This is a genomic window from Streptomyces sp. L-9-10 (genome assembly GCF_004151105.1).
Classification (GTDB): domain Bacteria; phylum Actinomycetota; class Actinomycetes; order Streptomycetales; family Streptomycetaceae; genus Streptomyces.
On record NZ_PHRF01000170.1, the window covers coordinates 1 to 18,731 of the forward strand.

Below are 18,731 nucleotides of genomic sequence, written 5' to 3' on the forward strand. Positions count from 1 at the left end.
CTGCTGCCCGAGGGCAACATCTGGCTCTGCTCCCACATCTGGTACGAGTCGGACGGCACCACCCGCGTCGGCTCCGAGGCCTCCCGCCTCACCACCCCGGACGAGGTCGACGCGTACGCGCGCGCCGCCGGCCTCGAACCCGGACAGCGGTTCGCGAGCTGGGACGAGGCGCCCTACAGCGAACAGCTGCCGATGTTCGTCACCGTCTACACCAAGGCCGACGCGTGAACGTCTGGGGGATAGCCCGCGGGCACCGCGTGCTCCTGCTGGCGGGCACCCTCCTGGGGATCCTGGGAGCCGCGGCCACACTGGCGCAGCCGCTGGCCATCGGCGAGATGATCAAGGCGGTCGCCGGTGACCGCTCCCTGCTCGTACCGATCCTGCTCGCGGCGGCGCTGTTCGTGACGGACGCGGCACTCGCCGCCGCCCACGCCTACGCGATCGGCCGGGCCGGCGAGAACATCGTCTTCGACATCCGCCATGTCCTGACCGCGCGGCTGCTGCGCTCCCGTACCGCCGCGTTCGCGCGCTGGGAACAGGGCGACGTCTTCACGCGGATGGTCACCGACACCTCGCTCGCCCGTATCTGCATGGCGCAGGCGCTGGCGCAGATCGTCACCAGCGGCTTCATGGTCCTGGGCGGAATCGCGCTGATGGCGTGGATCGACCCGCTGCTCCTCGCCGTGACCCTGCTGTGCCTGGGGCTCGCCAGCGTCGTGTCGCTGCTGCTGGCCCGCCGGGTGCGGAAGGTGGCGGTCATCAACCGCGAGGACACCAGCGACTTCGGCTCCGCGCTGATGCGCGTGCTCGGCGCGATGAGCACCGTCAAGGCGTCGCGCGCCGAAGAGCGCGAGACCGAGCGCATCACCGGCTTCGCGCAGAAGGCGCGCCGCTCCGGCGTCCGGGTCTCGGCGCTGTCCGCGATGCTGACGCCCGCCATGAACGTCGGTACGCAGGTCGCCCTGACGGTCGTCATCGCCTGGGGGATGGCCCGGGTGGCGACCGGCGCGATGCCGCCCGCGGACCTGACCTCGTTCATGATGTATCTCTTCTATCTGGTGTCGCCGCTGGTGATGCTGTTCATGTCGATCGCCCAGTTCCAGCAGGGCCGCGCGGCCCTGGACCGGATCGGCGAACTGGCCGGCATCGAGCAGGAGGAACTCGACCCGGACGCCGCTCACGTCGCCACCCGGGGCCACGCGATCGCCTTCGACCGCGTCTCGTTCACGTACCCCGGCAGCGAGGAGGCCGTCCTCGACGAGGTGTCCTTCACCGTCCCGGACAAGGGCCTCACCGCGATCGTCGGCCCCTCGGGGGCGGGCAAGACCACCGTCTTCCAGCTCATCGAACGCTTCTACGGGCCCGATTCCGGCACCGTCCTGATGGGCGGGACCGATACGGCGACCATGCCGCTGGAGCAGATACGCGGCCAGATCGGCTACGTCGAGCAGGACCACAGCCTGATGCGGGGCACCATCCGCGAGAACCTCACCTACGCCGCGCCCGACGCGGGCGAGAAGGAGATCGCGGACGCGCTGCGCATGGCGCATCTCGGCGAGGTGATCAGGGCCCTGCCCGAGGGCCTGGAGACCGAACTCGGCGAGCGCGGCGCCGGATTGTCCGGCGGACAGAAGCAGCGCCTGGCCATCGCGCGGACGCTGCTGCAACGGCCGGAGATCGTGCTGCTCGACGAGGCCACCGCCAATCTGGACAGCGAGGCGGAGGACGCGCTCCGGGACACCATCACCGCAATCTCCGGGACCTGCGCGGTGATCGCGATCGCCCACCGGATCTCGACGATCACGCAGGCGGACCAGATCATCGTGCTCGACCGGGGCGGTGTCCGGGCGACCGGCACCCACACGGAACTGACCACGACGGATGATCTGTACCAGCGGCTCTCCCGGCACCAGGAGGTCGCGGCGTGACGGAAGGCCGCGGCGTGGCCGGATACTCGGGCGCGGGGACACTTCGGGAGGTTGTCGCATGACCGCGGACGCCGTCGTCGTCGGGACCGGGCCCAACGGTCTGGCCGCCGCCGTCACGCTCGCCAGGGCCGGCCTCACCGTCGAGCTCTACGAGGCCAGGGACACCATCGGCGGAGGGCTGCGCACCGAGCCCCTCTTCGACGACGACGTCGTCCACGACATCTGCTCCGCCGTGCACCCGATGGCCGCGGCCTCGCGCTTCTTCCGCGAGTTCGGGCTCGGCGCGCGCGGGGTCGAACTGCTCCACCCCGAGATCAGTTACGCGCACCCCCTCGACGCCGGTGACGCCGGGCTCGCCTACCGCGATCTCGACGCCACCTGCGAGCACCTCGGCCCCGACGGGCGGCGCTGGCGCCGGCTCATGGCGCCGCTGCTGCACCACAGCGAGGGCGTCGTCGATCTGATCCTCTCCGGCGGGCGCGGGCTGCCGCGCGATCCGCTGGCCCCGCTGCTCCTCCCCACCAGGGCGCTGGCGCACGGGACCCCGCTCGCCACCGGGCGGTTCGCCGGCGAGCGGGCGAAGTCCCTGCTCGCCGGCGTCGCCGCGCACTCCATCGGCAGACTGCCGACGCTCGCCTCGGCCGGGGTCGCCCTGCTGCTCGGCCATCTCGCGCACGGCACCGGCTGGCCGCTGCCGCGCGGCGGGAGCGCCCGGATCGCGGAGGCGCTGGCCGCCGACATCACCGCGCACGGCGGTACGTTCCACACCAACCGCCCCATCGGGGACCTGCGGGAACTCGGCGAGGCGAAGGCGGTGTTCCTGGACACCAGCCCCAAGGGTTTCACCGCGATCGCCGGTGACCGGCTGCCCGCGCGCTACCGGCGCGGGCTCGACGCGTTCCGCTACGGCCCGGGGGCGGCGAAGGCCGACTTCCTGGTGTCGGAGCCGATCCCCTGGGCCAACCCGGAGGTCGGCAAGGCCGGAACGGTCCATCTCGCGGGCACCCAGGCGGAGATGTTCCGCCAGGAGACCCTGACCGCCCAGGGCGTCGCCACGTCCGAACCCTTCGTCCTGCTGGTCGACCCGGCGGCCACCGACCCGGGGCGTGCCAGGCCCGGCAAGCGGCCGGTATGGGCGTACGCGCACGTACCGAACGGCGACGACACCGATCCGCTGGAGATGGTGCGCGCGCGCATCGAGCGGTACGCGCCGGGGTTCACCGACACGATCGTCGCCCAGCGCGGGATGTCGGCCGCCGCGTACGAGGCGTACAACCCGAACTACGTGGGCGGGGACATCGGCGGCGGGGCCATGACCCTCAAGCAGTCGCTGCTGCGCCCCACCCCGCGGCTCGACCCCTACCGGACCCCGCTGCCCGGGGTCTATCTCTGCTCGGCGTCGACCCCGCCGGGGCCCAGTGTCCACGGCATGTCCGGCTATCTCGCCGCTCTTTCGGCTCTGCGCCGCGAATTCGGGATCAAGGAGCGGCCGGAGCTGGGCCCGGATTCCGCCCAGGCGTTGTCCATGTGGCCGGAGCCCACGTCTCCGCGGGATTGATGGCGGTCCGGGCCGTCCTGCGCGGCCCGCGCGCCCCCCTATTGTCCGTACACCGTCAAGGGAGACGGATGCGAGGGGAGCCGCAATGCGGGACAGCACCTGGACGAAGCGAACTGCCCTACGGGGTACGGCGCGACGAGGCACGGCGCAACGGAGCGCGTCACCGAGAAGCGCGTCACCGAGGAGCGCGCCACCGAGGAGCACGGCGCGACGGCTGACCACGGCGGGGATGCTGCTGGCTCTGCTGGTCGCCCTGCTCGGCGCGGGCGGCCCCGGGTTCGTCCCCGAGGCGCGGGCCGCGTCGCTCACCGAAGTGACCGGCTTCGGTACGAACCCCGGCAATCTGCGAATGTTCCGCTACGTCCCGGACGGCCTGCCCGCGGGACGGCCCCTCGTCGTGGCGATGCACGGCTGCACGCAGTCGGCCGCGGCGTACGACGCGGAGACCGGCTGGACGAAGTGGGCGGACCAGTGGGGCTTCGCGCTGCTGCTGCCCCAGCAGCAGCCGGGCAACAACCTCAACTCCTGCTTCAACTGGTTCGAATCCGGTGACATCGGCCGCGGCGCGGGCGAGGCGCTGTCGGTCAAGCAGATGACGGACCGGATGAAGAGCGATCTGGGCAGCGACGCCGCCCGTGTCTACGCGACGGGGCTGTCGGCCGGGGCCGCGATGACCAACGTCATGCTGGCCTCCTACCCGGACGTCTTCGCCGCCGGGGCGCCGGTGGCCGGGCTGCCGTACGCGTGCGCGACGAGCGTGATCGCCGCGTACGGCTGCATGAACCCGGGGACGAACCTGTCGCCGTCGGCCTGGGGGGACAAGGTACGTGCCGCGTACCCCGGTTACGGCGGCCCCTGGCCCACGGTCTCCGTCTGGCAGGGGACGACGGACACGACGGTCGTCCCGGCCAATCTGACGGAGACGGTGGAGCAGTGGACGGCCGTCCACGGTACGGACGCGACGGCCGACGCCACCGGCACCGTGGCCGGTTATCCACACGCTGTGTACCGCGACGGCGCCGGACGGGATGTGGTGGAGACCTACTCGCTGACCGGCATGGGACACGGCCAGCCGGTCGACCCGGGCACCGGACCGGAGCAGTGCGGCACCGCGGGCGCGTACATCCTCGACGTCGGGCTGTGTGCCTCGTACCGGATCGGCCTGTTCTGGGACCTGGACGGCGCCGGATCCCCTGGCCCCGGACCGGATCCCGAACCCGGCCCGGGGACCGCCGTACTGCCGAGCCTGGCCGCGGACGACGGTTACGTGAAGGCGTCCGCGACCGGCGCGGGCCCGGCCGTCGGCACGCTGGAGGGAAGCCTCGGGGTCGCGGTCGGCCGGGGTGCGGACGGGCTGCACAACCGGGCCCTGTTCTCGTTCGACACCTCGTCCCTCCCGGACGGCGCGCGCGTGAAGCGGGCGTTCGTGACGGTGACGCGCGCGAGCGGCGCCGGCGACCCCTGGGCGGCGGGCAACCGGCTGGTCGTCGACATCAGGTCCGGCTGCTTCGGGGCGACCTGCGCGACGGCCGCCGACGACTGGTCGGCCCCGGCCTCGACGGCCGAGGCGGCGGAGATCGGCGCCTTCACCTCGGGCACGAAGAGCTCCACCGCCTTCACCGCGGTCAACCCGGCCGGCATCACACAGGCCCGCCTCCGCCTCGCCTCGGCGCCTGCCTCCACGGCGTATGTGTTCCTGAGGCCGGGTGCGGGGGCGACGCTCACGGTGGAGTGGGAGTAGCGTGCCCGGGTCGCACGGCGGGCGCAGACCGCCGGCCCGCACCGCCGCCGTGTAGCCGGGCCGGCCCGTCCCCCCCGCCGGGACGTCGGGGGACGTCTCAGGGAGGGGCGGGCCGGGCGCGGGGGTGGGTCGGCGGCGCGGGGGTGGGTCAGCGGTGCGGGGGTGGGTCAGCGGGTCACCCGGTCAGGGTGAAGAAGGTGTCCCGCTGCTTGTCCAGCTCGGCCCGCCGTTGGACGGCGTCGGCGTTGAAGTCGTACCAGACGTCCTTCTCCAGGCTGGAGAGCCGGTCCCTGGTGGTGGTGATCTTCCACGCGAGGATGTCCTCCGTCCTGAGCGGGGTGAGGAAGGTGAGCTCGTCGCCGCCCGTCGTCGCGCCGTGGAAGACGGCTATCCGCTCCGCGGTCTCCAGCGTGTGGCCCTTGACGAAGAGCCGCACCTCTCGGTTGAGGTCGGGGACCCGCTTGCCCGGCCGCCCCCAGAGGTTGTGCAGCTCGTCCTCCGAGACCTCCCGCATTCCCAGCTCCGCGACCGACTTGAAGGCGTAGACGTAGTCGAACCCCGTGGCGGACAAACCGGAGCTGGCCTGCCCCGCGCCCAGGTACTGGGCGCCCCGGCTGCATGCCACGGCGCCGATGAGCGCGCCGAGATTGCCGTTGGTCTTCTTGTACTCGCGGGTCGCCTCCGGGATGTTGCTGAAGGCGTGCAGGGCGCCGAGGAGGTCGCGCACCGTCTCCACCGGGTTGGGCCGGCGGGGGTGGAAGCCGTTGGAGGCAAGGATGTCCCACGGGGGCCGGGTGTCCTGCCGGGAGAGGTCGGTGGCGGGCGTCGCGCGCGGCGGAGTGGTGCCGCGGACCGCGGCGGAGTACTCCCGCGCGGCCTGCTCGACGCCGGCCTCGTCCCGCAGGCCGAGTTCCGTATTGCGCGCCTCCAGGCGCGCCTTGGCGGCTTTGGCGTTGACGTCGAAACGCGTGTTCGCCTCGGTGGTGTCGCGCCTGAAGACCTCGTCCATCACCTCCTCGCGCACGCCGATGTCAGCCTGCGCCAGTGCCTCCCAGGAGGCCACCCCGTGCCGGGCGAGGAGCTGAAGGTCGTCGCGGACCGTGTCCGGGGTCTCGGCGACCCGGTCGAGGGTGAACTCCCGGACGGCTTCGGCGGGGCCCCGGGTGGTCTCCTCCAGGCTGTAGCGGATGACCTGCCGCACCTGCGCCTGCGGCAGGTTCTGGCGCAGGTCGCCTTGGCGTGCGGCCTGGAAGATCGGGACGCCGGCGTACCGGGGCAGCGCTCCGCGCACGGCGTTGGCGAAGGTCGCCTCGGGGACCTTCGGCTTGACGGCCGGCGGCGGCTTCATCGGCACCGGCGGAGGCGTGGCGCCGTTGCCGGCGCCCGGCAGGGGAAGAGTGCTCTCGGTCATCGTGCTGTGTCCTTGACTGGTGTGTGGGCGCTGGTCGGAGGGCGGGTCCCGGATCAGGGACTCGCGAAGATCGCCTCGTAGGCGACCTGTGTGAGGCTCTCGATCTGGTCGGGCGCCACCACGTGCTCCGCGCTGCACTCCGCCACCGCCTCGCTGATCACGGCGTAGACGGTCTGGTTGAACCGCTCCAGATCCGCGCCCTGCAACGGCGATTCCTCCGGGTGCTGCTCCGGCGCGTACGGCTCCGCCACGGGCTGCTCCTGCCCGTACGACTGCTCCGCGTACGACTGCTCCGCCAGCTCCTGCGCGTACTGGTCCTGCTGCCACTTCCAGCGCTCCAGCACGGCCAGGAACCACTGCGAGAACCGCTCGGCCGACTCCGCGTCGGCCTGGCCGGTGAGCATGAGGAACTCGCTCTGCTCGGCCTCGGTCAGCCATTCGTTCAGCACGCCGTCCAGGGGGCCTGGCTCGGGGTACGCCCAGGTGGCGGCGTCCGTCTGGAGCAACTGCCCGAGGTGGTCATGGATCGCCCACGTCTCGGGGAGGTCGGGTCCGTCCTCCGGCGCGAGGAACTGTTTGGCCGTGGAGATGTTCTCCTGGGGCAGCATCATTCTGTGTCTCCTTGTCGCTCCGTCCCGAGCTTCGTCCTCCCACGAGCGGACGACGAGGTACGAAGAGGTAGCCATCCGGGCAGTGGACGACGGCCCGGCGGGGCGTGCACCGGAGACGCGGCCGGCCCCGCCGTGGCTCAGGACCGCGCTCAGGACCGCGCTCAGGACAGCAGCGAGAAGAACTCCAGCTCGGAGACCGCCACGTCGTCCCCCTTCGGCGAGGGGAACACGTCGGCGACGGTGATCCGCACCGTCTTGATGCCGACCGCGTTCTTCAGGGCGAACTTCTGCGGCTTGGCGGTGTCCTGGAGAGTGAGCATCACCTGCTTCTCGTTGGTGAACTTCAGGAAGACGCGGCGCGGGCGGCCGTGGTCCGTGAACTCGTCGACCGCTCCGGCGTGGATGATCAGCTGGTTCAGGCTGACGACGCGGTCGAACTTCATGGTCAGCGAGACCTTGTTGTCGGCGGAGGGGTCGTCCGGGTCGTAGGACGCCGACCAGTACGTGGCGGTGTTCATGTCGATCGCCTTCCCCGGGGCGTGCCCCTTGGCCGACTTCGCGGCCACCGCCCCGTCGGGCCGGACCGGTGAGTAGCGGGACTCCACCACGTCCTTCACACCCGTGCGCACGGCGGTGACCTGGCGGTTGACCTCGTTGCGGAACGGCGCGTACGAGGCGTAGAGGAAGGAGGACACGAAGAACATGAAGCCCGCCACCACCTTGATCCCGACCCAGAACTTCCGTCCGCGCTCGCCGGGGGCCACGGACGGTCCGGCCCCGCGGTCGGTCCCGTCGGCCGCCCCCAGGGAGACGATCCGGGGCCCCCGCCGCGGACGCAGCCGGTGCCACCAGGGCGCGCGGGCCACCACGGCCTCGTTCAGCTCCGACCCGCAGCGGGAGCAGAACCGCCGTGCGGGCGCGTTGCCCTGGCCGCAGTCACCGCAGACGAGGTGCCCCGGCTGGATGGTGTTGGCCCGCGCCGTGCGGTGCTCCCGCCGGGGGCGCGGGGACGGCGGGGCCTGCGGGAGGACGGCGTCCGGCTCGCGGTCGTCCCCGAGGCCCTCGTCCGTGTCGTCGTCCGGCACGGGGGGCAGGGGCGCGATCAGGGCGGCGTCCCGCGCACGGGCCGCCTCCTCGCGTCGCTCCCCTCCGGACGCATCGCCGACGGTTGCCCGGTCGGCCTGAGCGGCCTGGCCGGCCTGGGCGACCCGGCCGGGCGCCTGCGGCGACGAGGACGGCGCAGCGAGACCGGGGGGTGGTGTGGGTGGACTGCCCAGACCGGGGGGTGGTGTGCGCGGGCCGCCCAGACCGGGAGGTGGTGTGCGCGGGCCGCCGAGTTCCGGGGGACGGGATGAGCCACCCAGACCGGGGGGTGGCGTGGGCGGACTGCCCAGACCGGGGGGTGGTGTGGGTGGGCCGCCCAGACCGGGACGTGGTGCGGGTGGACCGCCGAGTCCCGGGGGTCGCGGCGGGCCACCGAGTCCTGGGGGTGGTGTGGGTGGACCACCTAGGCCGGGGGGTGGTGTGCGCGGGCCGCCGAGTCCCGGGGGACGGGATGAGCCACCAAGACCTGGAGGTGGTGTGGGTGGACCACCCAGACCGGGGGGTGGTGTGGGTGGACCACCGAGTCCCGGGGGCCGTGGCGGGCCGCCCAGACCTGGTGGTGGTGTGGTTGGGCCGCCCGGACCCGGCGGGCGTGGTGGGCCGCCCGGACCCGGCGGGCGTGGCGGGCCGCCCGGACCCGGCGGGCGTGGTGGGCCGCCGAGGCCGGCCGGGCGGGGTGGGCCGCCGAGGCCCGGGGGCCCGCCCACGCCCGGTGGGCGCACGCCGAAGGGGCCGTTGGGCACGTGCACCGGGGCGCCGGTGGCGGGTGGCGCCATGAGCCGGCTCACCCCCAGGGTGACCCTGCGGAACAGCGGCACATCGCGGGGCTCGGCGGCGGCCTCGGCCTCGGCCCGCACTTCTTCCGAGACCGTCGGGACGGCACGCTCCCCGGACCACTCCAGGAAGGCCCCGCACTTCCCGCAGAACGCGTCGGCGTCCCGGTTGCGCTTGTCGCAGCGGCGACATGTGATCATCGGCGGACCACCTCCAGGTGACAGGGCACATGCGCGGGCAGGCACTCCCGTACCAGCGCTTCCAGTTCGACGGGGTCGGCGTCCTGCTCGTGCTCGACGGTGACCCGGACCACCACGCCGGATGCCGCCCGGTCGGGGAAAGGGGTCTCCGGCCGGACCGAGGTGTGGACCCCGCCGGAGTCGTGCAGCTCGACCTCACCCCCGGTGGCCAGGGCGAGCCGGGCCCGTAGCCCTTCGCCGGTGCCGCGGGTGCGGTGGCCGCGCAGGGCGTGCGCGGTGACCGCCCGCTTGCGCGCCAGGGGCCAGTTCTCGTCGAGCCCGGTGCCCAGCCGGTCGGCCAGCCAGACCAGGAAGTCCTCCGGGGCGAGCCACGGGTCCAGATAGGCATCGAGGCAGTCCAGCGTGGTGGCCACGGGCGCCACCACCTCGTCCCACCCGGCGGTGAACCGCACCGTGAACGGGTCCTCCCGGAAGACCGTCGGCAGCAGCTCGGCGAGCGAGTACGGGCTGCCCAGGCCCTCGACCGCGGCTCTCACCGGCCCTCCTCCACCCTGATGTGGTGGTCGTAGGAGACGACCAGGCTGTGGGCGGTCAGCTCGACACGGCGGGTCTCCTGCCCGCGCTCCCCGGTGACCGGGTTCGCGGCGAACAGGCGCACGTCGTCCACCAGGTCGACCCCGTCGACACGTTGCAGCAGCGCGAAGACCTCACCGACCTGGACGGGACGGCCGAACGGCCACCCCTCGCCCTGCGGTCCGCCGCCGGGCAGCGGGTCAAGGAAGCGGTACAGCGCCTCCTCGACATCCCGCCGTACCCGCTCGGCGCGGGCCCGGCGGTCGGCGGTGATGGCGGCCACCACCGTCACGCCCCGGTAGAGCGGCGGCTCGACCATGACGCGGGTGCCGACCAGGCGGACCTCCTCCAGCCGGCGCGCCACCCGGTCGAGGGTGTCCTGCCCGGGTACCAGGTGCTCCAGCCGGACCCGTTCGCCGACCGGGGCGGCCGGCACCACCAACAGCCGCACACCGCCCGGCTCCTCGGCGGGCAGGCAGCGGATACGGGCCAGTTCGGGCGCGGCCTCGTGGGCCAGGGACTCGAAGTCCTCGGCGGTCACCGCCCGGTTGCTGCGGCGCAGCAGGAGCGGGCCCCTGGCCACCGCCTCCGGGAGGGTCTCCCCGTCGGCGCCGCCGCGGGCCGGCCGGCGGTTCTCCACCGCCGCGACGAACGGCAGCGAGGACATCAGCGCGCGCACCGCGCCGGCGGCGACGTTGCCTTGGGTGCCGCCGCCGACCGCGAAGCCCCGCAGGCGCACCGCGGCACCTTTCTCCGGGACCGCGCCGTACCGGCGCAGCGAGCCGTCCGCCTCCCGTACGGCCGGCCCCAGCCGGACCTCGCCGGCCGCGGCGTCCAGCACGAAGTGCCGGTCGCCGGGCCCGCTGCCGGTGAAGTCGTCCACCGGGCTCCAGCTCTCCCAGTCGGTCTCGCCGCCGGGGGCGAGCGTCTCCAGCACCGGTTCGCCGTACGGGGTGAGCAGCGGGCGGACGGGGACCTCGAAGCGCTGGCCGGGCACCCCCTCGGCGTCATCGAGGACCTCGCCGTCGACGATCTCGACGTTGGTCGCGGTGACCGTCGCCCCCACCACCGCCGTGCTCACCCCGTGCACGACGGGGCTTGCCGTGTAGCCGGGCCGGCCCGGTTCCGGTTCCCGCACCCGGGCCCGCAGCCAGCCGGCCGTCTCGCCGCCGATCACCGCCCCGGCGTGTTCGGCGGGCACGTGGACGACCACGTGCCCGGAGCGGTTGAGGCCGCCCGTCCCGTCCTCGGACACCTCGCACGGCCGCCACATCGCGCCGTCCCATGCCTCCCAGGCCAGCGGCGGCGCCTCCGGGTCCACACCGACGCCGTCGATCCGCCCGTCGAACGCGACGCGCACGGCGCAGCCGGGCACCGCCCGCTCCAGGCCGAACAGCAGGGCGTCGCCCGGCTCCGGCTCGGCGCCGAAGGCGGGGAAGGGCGTGCGGACGCCCTGGCCGCCGAAGCCGGCGGGCTCCGGCGGCCCGTCCCCGGAGGGCCGCGTCATCACGTGAACCAGCGCGCCCGGCACCAGGGCGACGTCCTCGTCGGTGCGGAAGACGACGGCCTCCTCGGTCTCCGTGCGCACGGTGGCCACCCGGGTGCCGCGGCGGATCACCAGCGGCGCGTCGGTGACCGGGGCGGTCGACCAGAAGGTGACCGGCGTGCGGGCGGCGACCGGCGGCAGCATGCGCAGCCCGACGAGGTCGAGGAACTTCGCGTACAGCCGGTCCGGCACCTGGTTGAGCCGATAGAGGGTGTGGTCGGTCATCATGGCGAACGCCTCGACGAGCGTCAGCCCGGGATCGGAGGGGTTGTGGTCCGTCCACTCCGGGCAGCGGCGCGCGATGAGCCGCAGCGCCTCCTCGTAGAGGTCCTGGAAACGCCGGTCGTCCAGATCGGGGGTGGGCAGCATGACGGTCAGGCTCCTGCGTCCTGCTCGGCCGGAGCGGGTTCGTCGTCCGGAAGGGTGTAGAAGGGGAAGACCATGTTGCGGTGGTCGTTGGACCCCTTCACTTCATAGGTGATCGCGATGTTCATCAGAGAGGGCTCATCGGGGTCGGGTGCCGCCAGCACCGACTGGACGGTGACACGGGGTTCGCAGGCGGTGAGGGCCGCGGTGACCTCTCGGCCGACCTCGTCGAGGGTGACGGGGTCGGTGCCGGCGAAGACGTAGTCGCGCAGCCGGGAGCCGAAGTGGGGGCGCATCGGGCGCTCACCGGGGTACGTCGTCAGGATCAGCCGCATGGACTGCTCCAGCAGCGCGGTCCCGGTGACCGTACGGACGGACCGGTGGTCGCCCACCCCGAGAGGGAAGGCCCAGCCCGTCCCGATGAAGTCGTCGGCCATGGTGGCCACCTCCGTGACTCAATTGAGTTCGATCGTGGAGCCCTTGATGGCAACGGTGCCGGTGCTCTCGATGCTGATGGACGACTGGGCACGCAGGCTGAGGCTGGCGCCCCCGTCGATGCTGACGTTGCCTCCCTGGCCGGCGCTGATCTCCACCGTCCCGCCGTCGCCGCAGTCGATGTGCAGCCGGCCGGCGGCGGCCTTGCTGTCCGGCGGCCGTGGCCGGCAGGTGAGTGTCAGGGTGCCGGCGACCTGGTCGATGGCCAGGCCGAGGGAGGCGTCCCGGGTGCCCAGCACGATCGCCGAGGCGGTCGGCGGCTGTTGGGGAGAGGGGGGCATCTTGTCGTGGAAGGCCAGCATGTTGCCGGACGGCGAGACGATGCCCCGCCGGACGACCTCCGCGGTGTGGCCGGTCGCCTCGACGGCGGGGCCCGCCGGCCGGTAGTCGCTGGCCTTGCTCAGCACCCCGCCGACGACGTACGGACGCCGCGAGTCGCCGAGTTCGAACCCCAGCAGCACCTGGTCGTCCACGTCGGGCAGCAGCATCGCCCCGGCCCGGCGCCCGCCGCCCGCCTGCACCACGGGGGCCCAGTCCGTCACGAACGACGGGTCGAGCCAGGGCAGCGACACCCGCACCCGGCCCGTGTCCTCCGGGTCGTTGACGTCGGTCACCACCCCGCACATCAGGCCCTCGGCGCGCGGCCCCGGCGCACTCGCGCCGGCCGCGCCCGCCGTCAGCCCGAGCAGGGTGCGGTCCTCGGCGCTGCCGAGCTGGAGCCGGGTGCGGTACCCGCCTTCCAGGGCGTCGAAGACATGCTGGGCGGCCGCGACCGTCCACGTTCCGGAGAACAGCGGCGGCGCCCCGGCCACCCGGACGGCGGCCCCGGCCCGCAGCCGGGGGTCGCCGAGGGCGATGCCCTGGGCCTCGGCGAAGCTGCCGCCCAGCCGGCCCGCCGGTCCCTGGACCGCCTCCCGGGTGGCCGCGCCGAGGGCCGCGCCGACCGCCGGCAGGGTGCCCGTCACGATGTGCCCGTTCGCCGTGGCGGCGGGCCCCCGCGAGGGATCGCCGGCCGGCGGCGGCGCCGGGGGACAGGAGCCGGCGGCGCCGCGGACGGCCTCGGAGACGGTCGTCCCGTCCAGGTCGGCGGTGTGCGCGGCGGTGTCCACCGTGGTGGAGACGACGCGCGCCTCCAGCGGGTCCCACGCCCTCAGTTCCACCTCGGGCGCCATGTTGCCCGCGGTGACCCGGGGCCGGAAGGTCCACAGGTCGCGCTGGAGTTCGAGCGGGATGGGGGTGTCCCGCGCCCCGGCGACGGGCCGGAAGAAGAAGCCGTCCTCGGCGACGCCGAACTCGTAGCCGATCTCCTGGCAGCGCCAGGTCAGGAAGTCCCAGTCGGTCTGGTTCAGTTGGCCGATGTGCCGGTGCGAGGTGCGGGTCGGCTCCACCCGGCCCACGCGCAGCCCGGCCTCCCGGGCGACCCGGCGGGCGATGTCGGAGTCCGTCGCGTTCTCGAAGGTCCGCACCCGGGAGCGGCGCTGGAGCCGGTGCCCGGCGTCGTAGGCGCGTACGACGGTGATCATCGACAGGTCGACGTACTCCCCTTCGACGGCGGTGACCTCGCCGGCCCCGACGAGGGCCGGCTCACCGCTCTCGCCGGCGTCCGTCCACACCTCGATCCGGCTGCCGAAGGTGATGCCGGTCCGGTCGAGGATGTCGGCGTCGTCGTCGCGGAAGGTGATCTCGACCATGGCCGGCAGATGTGTGCGGCTGTCCACCACCGCTCGCAGGACGCGGGCCTGGAGGTCGTCCGGCAGCGCCCGCGCGGCGGCTCCGCCGACCCGGACGGTGGCCGCCGTGGGCGGCGGCGGAGCGCCGGTCGTCGCGTCGGTCATCAGAACCGTCCCTTCACCCAGGCGCGGCCGGGATCGGTGTTGGGGCCGAGCGCGGCGTCGTCGGGCAGGCCGGCGGGGCGCCTGTTCCCGCGCTGCGCTCCGATGGCCGGATTGACGTGCCCGCCCCGCTCCGCCGCGTCACCGGCCCCGTGACCGAGCACATGGAGGGTCAGGTTGCGCAGTTCCGCGCGGATGGGACGGCCGCCCCGGCTGAAGCGGGTGTAGGTGCAGTCGAACCGCATGAGCTCCACGGAGTAGTCGAAGCCCCGGTCGGCGGCGCCCCACTCGAACCTCAGCGGCTCCCTGCGCCCCTTGCCCTTGCCGCCGGGCGGCGGGCGCTCGGCGACCCAGTCCATAAGGGTGGCCACGATCGTCTGGCAGCGCTCGCCGGTGAACACCAGTGAGGAGACCACCAGCCGCGTCGACCCGCGGGTGGCGATGGAGTGCACGAAGGCTCGGGCGTCCTCCTTGTCCTGCGGCCCGATGGGGTCCGCGAGCCCCTCGGCGTTGTGCGAGATGCTGATCTCGGTCGGGTTGAACTGGAAGACGACCGTCTCGTGCCTGCTCCGCAGTTGCGCCCTGGTGACGACGCGCTGGAGCGAGCCGCCGCCCGTCACACCGGTCACCGGGCCACCCCCGCCGCGCCCTGGCCGGGGGCGGACTGGAGGAACCCGCCGTGCTCGAAGGAGATCCGCTCGATCGCCACGGAGGTGCTCTGGGCGCTGAGGTCGGGCCCCACCCACTCCTTGGGGTAGGCGTTCTGGAGCACCCAGCTGGTGACCACGCGCCCCTGGGCGTCGAACAGCCTGATGGTCAGGGTCTGTCCCTCGTACTCCTCCAGGCCGCCGTCGTACTCGTTGCCGACCCAGCCCGCCGCCACCCGGGCCAGCCACGACTGGAGTTGGGGCGAGTCCTCCTGGGTCATCACCCGTTCCAGGGTGACGGTGCTGTAGTCCAGCCGGTCGGGCAGCAGCGCGGTGTCGAAGTACTGGCCGCCCTCGCTGATCTCCTTGGACGCGAACCGCACCTGAAGACCCCGGCAGGACGCCCACAGCCCGAGGTCCGTCCCCCATTCGTCCAGCGTGACGTGGAACCGCATGGCCATGCCGGCGCTCGGGTAGCGGGCCGGCTGCCGGGGCGCTCGCTGGTCGAGCACGGCGCCCGCCATATGCGGCAGCTGCCCCATGGCCTGGCCGGGGTGGGACCAGGCCATGCCCGGCAACTTCTGTGTCATGTCGGCTCCTTGGGGCACCGCGGGCGGATCGGTCCGGGCGGGCGGCGCGGACGGGCGCGCACGGCCGGTGTCGGGCGGGGGGGGCGGTTGGTCCGGGGTCCCGGGGGGCGGGGGCGGGGGGCGGAACAAGGGGTCGCGGAGAGGCGTCCGCTCAGTACATCCGGGGCATCCCCGGTCCCGGCATCGGGCCGGGCCTGCCGGGCGCGAAGTCGTCGCTCAGGAACCCGGTGTGCACGAGTTCCAGGGTCTCCATGGCCACTTTTCCCTGGCCGGCGTTGAACTCGCCGATGCCCCAGGAGACCGGGAAGAACTCCCGGAGTTCCCAGGTGACCGTGCGCGCCCCCAGCCAGTTCACGAGGGCGATCGCGCCGGTCAGCGGCTCGTTCCGCAGGGAGGTCTCGGTGAGCCACTCCTGGACCACCTGGGAGTCCGCGCACGCGGCCCGGGAGAGCTTGATGTTCTGATACTTCGGGACGCCCGGGTAGATGAGCGGGTGGTTCCAGCGGTCGCCCGCCCGGTACTCGCTCATCTGCCAGGTGACGTTGAGCCCCGACGCGCCTGCCCAGTCACCGAGTTCGTACCGGCTCCGGTCGATGGCCACGGTGAAGCTGTGCGCCATGCTCACGGATCCGAAGAACGCGTCGGCGCTCTTGTTCAGGCCCTTGGCGAACTGGCCTGCGTTCATTTTCCCAACCTTTCCGAGGATGTGTCTCGTCCGGCGCACGGGGAGGGCGGTCACCAGCGGGGCGACAGCACTCCCTGGCGCTCGCGCTCCACCACGAGCTCCCGGCGCACGTGCGTGAGGATGCGGTCGTGCAGCCGATGGGCCAGCGCGTCCAGGACCGCCGGGTGGTCGAGGGCGGACAGCACGTTCCAGTGCAGAGCCGACGCGTCCCCGGGCGACTGCCCGCCGGTCCCTCCGGGCGGTAGGCCCCAGGACCCGCCGTCGCCGGGCCCGCTGCCCCCCGGCCCGCCGGAGAACGGCGGGAAGGACGGTGCCGACGCCCCCGGGTACGCGGACGGGAACGGCTCCGGGGACGGCGGCGGGGGCATCGGTGGGACGTCCGCCCCTCCGCCCTCCACCGCCGTCGCCACCGGGGCCCGGTCGGGGCCGCCCGGAGTGCCGTCGCCGTGGACCGGCCGACGTACGTGGTGGAGTCCCGGGGCGGGGCCGCCGGGCCGGCTGGCCGCCGCACGGATGTCCACGAGCGACCCGAGGGACACCAGCGTCTCGGCCCCGGCGGCCAGCCGGGGCGCCCCGGCCGCCGCCTCCCGTTCGTCGGTGGCCGGATGTGCCGGGGGGCCGCCCGTCGGACGGTGCTGCGGGACCACGTACAGCGCGCCCGCCGGTTCGCCGGACGCCGCCGTCGCGGCCGAGTGCACCAGGCGCAGCGCCGGCCGGGGCGGGGCGTCGGTCGCCTCCGCCGCGGACACCGGCGCCCCGGCCGGAAACGGAGCCGCCTCCGGTGCCGCTCCCGGCGAGGACGGCGGGAGGGCCGGGGTGGGCGCCTCCCGTCCGGTGGGCGGGAGGATGTCGGCCGGGGACGTGGCCGCCGCCCCGGTCGCGACGGCCTCGGCCCCGGTCGTGGCGGGGGCCGCCACCGGGCGGCCGGGAGCGCCTGCCCCGGATGCGGCGGGCTGGTGAACGGTCGCCGCGGCTACGGCTGTCGAGGGCAGTGCGGGTCCGTCGGCGCTCCCTTTGGAGGAGACCGTCACGGGTGCCGCCACCGGAGGCACGCTCTCCCCGGCGGCGGGCGCGCCGGAGACGGTGGGCCCGGGTGCGCGGAAGCCGGGCGCGCCCGCCCCGGAGTGCGGTGCCGGTGGTGGGGCGGCGGCCTCGGACACGATCGCGGGCGCCATCGCGCCGGGCACGGCGACCTCGTGGAAGTCCCCGGGCCCGGCCGCCGGAGCGGCACCGGGCCGAGGAGCGGACGCCCGGTGTGCGGCGCTCCATCCGGCAGGGTGCGGTGGCGGCAGCGCACCGGCGTGCGCACCGGGTCCCCGGTGCACCAGGGCCGGTCCTTCCGGACGGGGGGACGGCGGGGCGGCGGCTCCGGCCGTCCGGTGCCCGGCGGCCTGATGCCCGGTGGCCCGGTGCCCGGTGGCCCGGTGTCCGGCGGCCCGGACCGGTGGTTCCGGCCGGACGGTGGGCGACAGGGCGCCGGTCGACGACGGCATGGTGCCGCTCTCCGTGCTCCACGGCAGGGCGGAGCCGGTTCCGGCGCCCGGCTGCCGGACGGCGCCGGGCCGGCTCCTGGCCGGTGGGACCGGTCCGGCGTCGGCCGACGGCCCCGGTTCGGGCACGGTGTGCGCCTTTGGGGCGGACTCCGCCCCGGGCAGGGGCTCCATGCTCAAGGCGGACTCCGCCCCGGGTGCGCTCCCCACCGCCGGAACGTGCTCCGCCCCGGGGGCGGACGCGTATCCGGGCAGGGACACCGTCTCGGGCAGGGACATCGCCTCGGTCAGGGACTCCGTCGCGGGCGAGGTCTCGGTCTCCATCCGCCGGGCGGGCTCCGTCGCGGGCACGGTTTCCCCCCTCGCCGTGGACCGCGCCCCGGCAGGGGCGCGTATCCCCCAGGCGGGTTCGGCCCCGGTGTCGGAGTCCGCCCCGGAGTCCGAGTCCGTCCCGGAGTCGGAGCCCGCTCCGTAGGGGGCTCCCGCTCCGGGCTCGGGGTCGGGCTCGGGGTCGGGCGTGGGGTCGGACCCCGTCCCGGAAGGGGACCCCGCCGTGGCAGCGGGGCCGAACGTGGACGTCGACGTGGTCGACGGCCCGGCGGCGGACGCGGGCACAAACCCGACCGCGGTGGCGGACGCGGACATGGCCGCGGGCGCGGGCGCGGGTCCGGTGGGCGCCGGGGCCGGGGCCGCCGTCCGGTCGGCCGACGCGTCGTCCGGTCGTCCGCCGTCGTCGTCGGAGGGGGTGTGCGCACCGGTGGTGCCGGAGCCGCCGGTGTACGCGGGGGCAGCGGTGGTGGGCACGCCCACTGGGTCGGCCTCCCGGGACGGTGCCACGTCCCGTCCGGCCGGGCGGCCGGCGCGCGGGGCGCGGGGCGCGCCCGTCCGCGGCGGTGCGGCCGGGCCGGGAAGCTCCGTCGAGGCGCGCCGGAGTTCTCCGCCGGGATCCTGGGCGGCGGGACGGGCGAGGCGGCGGGACTGGTTGAGGCTCCATGCGGCTTCCCAGCTCCGCGATGCCGGGGCACTGCCCGGGGCGGGCCCGGGGGCGGGCTCGGACACGGACGAACGCGAGGGCGCGGGCGCTTCACCGTGCTCTGCGCACAGGGCGACGATCCGGTGGGCCTCTGGGCGCTCGCCAAACGGGCGGCGGGCGAAGCGATCCTCGCGTCGGGCGGCACCA

General features: G+C 74.4%; 14 protein-coding genes and 1 pseudogene. 4 read left to right on the forward strand and 11 right to left on the reverse strand.

From position 1 onward, the window contains the following. The 4 genes and pseudogenes from CU044_RS37090 to CU044_RS37105 form a co-directional block, all read left to right on the forward strand. A pseudogene (locus CU044_RS37090) lies at positions 1-228 on the forward strand (SAM-dependent methyltransferase); the annotation flags it as partial. Next, positions 225-1,928: an ABC transporter ATP-binding protein gene (locus tag CU044_RS37095; protein WP_129773370.1), complete on the forward strand. Its 1,704-nt coding sequence runs from the start codon at positions 225-227 to the stop codon at positions 1,926-1,928. The pseudogene CU044_RS37090 and the gene CU044_RS37095, both read left to right, overlap by 4 nt. 58 nt (positions 1,929-1,986) lie before the next feature. Then, positions 1,987-3,486 carry an NAD(P)/FAD-dependent oxidoreductase gene (locus CU044_RS37100; protein WP_129773372.1) on the forward strand — a complete coding sequence of 500 codons (1,500 nt, stop codon included), beginning with the start codon at positions 1,987-1,989 and terminating at the stop codon, positions 3,484-3,486. A gap of 229 nt (positions 3,487-3,715) precedes the next feature. Beyond that, complete coding sequence (locus tag CU044_RS37105; protein ID WP_129773374.1) at positions 3,716-5,227, forward strand: PHB depolymerase family esterase; 1,512 nt, start codon at positions 3,716-3,718, stop codon at positions 5,225-5,227. A gap of 175 nt (positions 5,228-5,402) precedes the next feature. On the opposite strand, the gene CU044_RS37110 is transcribed toward CU044_RS37105, so the two are convergent. The 11 genes from CU044_RS37110 to CU044_RS37160 all read right to left on the reverse strand — a co-directional run bounded on the left by CU044_RS37110 (position 5,403) and on the right by CU044_RS37160 (position 18,355). Beyond that, complete coding sequence (locus CU044_RS37110) at positions 5,403-6,638, reverse strand: hypothetical protein (protein WP_129773376.1); 1,236 nt, start codon at positions 6,636-6,638, stop codon at positions 5,403-5,405. Between the two features lie 53 nt (positions 6,639-6,691). After that, on the reverse strand, positions 6,692-7,249 hold the full coding sequence (locus tag CU044_RS37115) for a hypothetical protein (protein ID WP_129773378.1): 558 nt from the start codon (positions 7,247-7,249) through the stop codon (positions 6,692-6,694). Positions 7,250-7,410: 161 nt separating this feature from the next. After that, positions 7,411-8,334 (reverse strand): hypothetical protein, encoded by a 924-nt coding sequence (locus CU044_RS38940; protein ID WP_165372054.1) that lies wholly within the window; start codon positions 8,332-8,334, stop codon positions 7,411-7,413. A gap of 989 nt (positions 8,335-9,323) precedes the next feature. Beyond that, positions 9,324-9,863 (reverse strand): phage tail protein, encoded by a 540-nt coding sequence (locus CU044_RS37125; RefSeq protein ID WP_129773382.1) that lies wholly within the window; start codon positions 9,861-9,863, stop codon positions 9,324-9,326. Beyond that, positions 9,860-11,815 (reverse strand): putative baseplate assembly protein, encoded by a 1,956-nt coding sequence (locus CU044_RS37130; RefSeq protein WP_129773384.1) that lies wholly within the window; start codon positions 11,813-11,815, stop codon positions 9,860-9,862. Before CU044_RS37130 ends, CU044_RS37125 begins: the two co-directional genes overlap by 4 nt. Before the next feature lie 5 nt (positions 11,816-11,820). Next, a complete protein-coding gene (locus CU044_RS37135) occupies positions 11,821-12,249 on the reverse strand; it encodes a GPW/gp25 family protein (protein WP_129773386.1) in 429 nt (142 codons plus the stop codon). An 18-nt stretch (positions 12,250-12,267) separates the two neighbouring features. Then, positions 12,268-14,142 (reverse strand): VgrG-related protein, encoded by a 1,875-nt coding sequence (locus CU044_RS37140; protein WP_129773388.1) that lies wholly within the window; start codon positions 14,140-14,142, stop codon positions 12,268-12,270. Then, positions 14,142-14,768 carry a hypothetical protein gene (locus CU044_RS37145; protein ID WP_129773389.1) on the reverse strand — a complete coding sequence of 209 codons (627 nt, stop codon included), beginning with the start codon at positions 14,766-14,768 and terminating at the stop codon, positions 14,142-14,144. Before CU044_RS37145 ends, CU044_RS37140 begins: the two co-directional genes overlap by 1 nt. Next, complete coding sequence (locus CU044_RS37150) at positions 14,765-15,376, reverse strand: phage tail protein (protein ID WP_240046065.1); 612 nt, start codon at positions 15,374-15,376, stop codon at positions 14,765-14,767. The genes CU044_RS37145 and CU044_RS37150 overlap by 4 nt, the downstream gene beginning before the upstream one ends. Positions 15,377-15,527: 151 nt before the next feature. Further along, the gene (locus CU044_RS37155) at positions 15,528-16,061 is read right to left on the reverse strand and encodes a phage tail protein (RefSeq protein ID WP_129773393.1); all 534 of its coding nucleotides are present in this window, start codon (positions 16,059-16,061) and stop codon (positions 15,528-15,530) included. 50 nt (positions 16,062-16,111) lie between these two features. Further along, positions 16,112-18,355: a hypothetical protein gene (locus CU044_RS37160; protein ID WP_129773395.1), complete on the reverse strand. Its 2,244-nt coding sequence runs from the start codon at positions 18,353-18,355 to the stop codon at positions 16,112-16,114. Positions 18,356-18,731 lie beyond the last annotated feature (376 nt).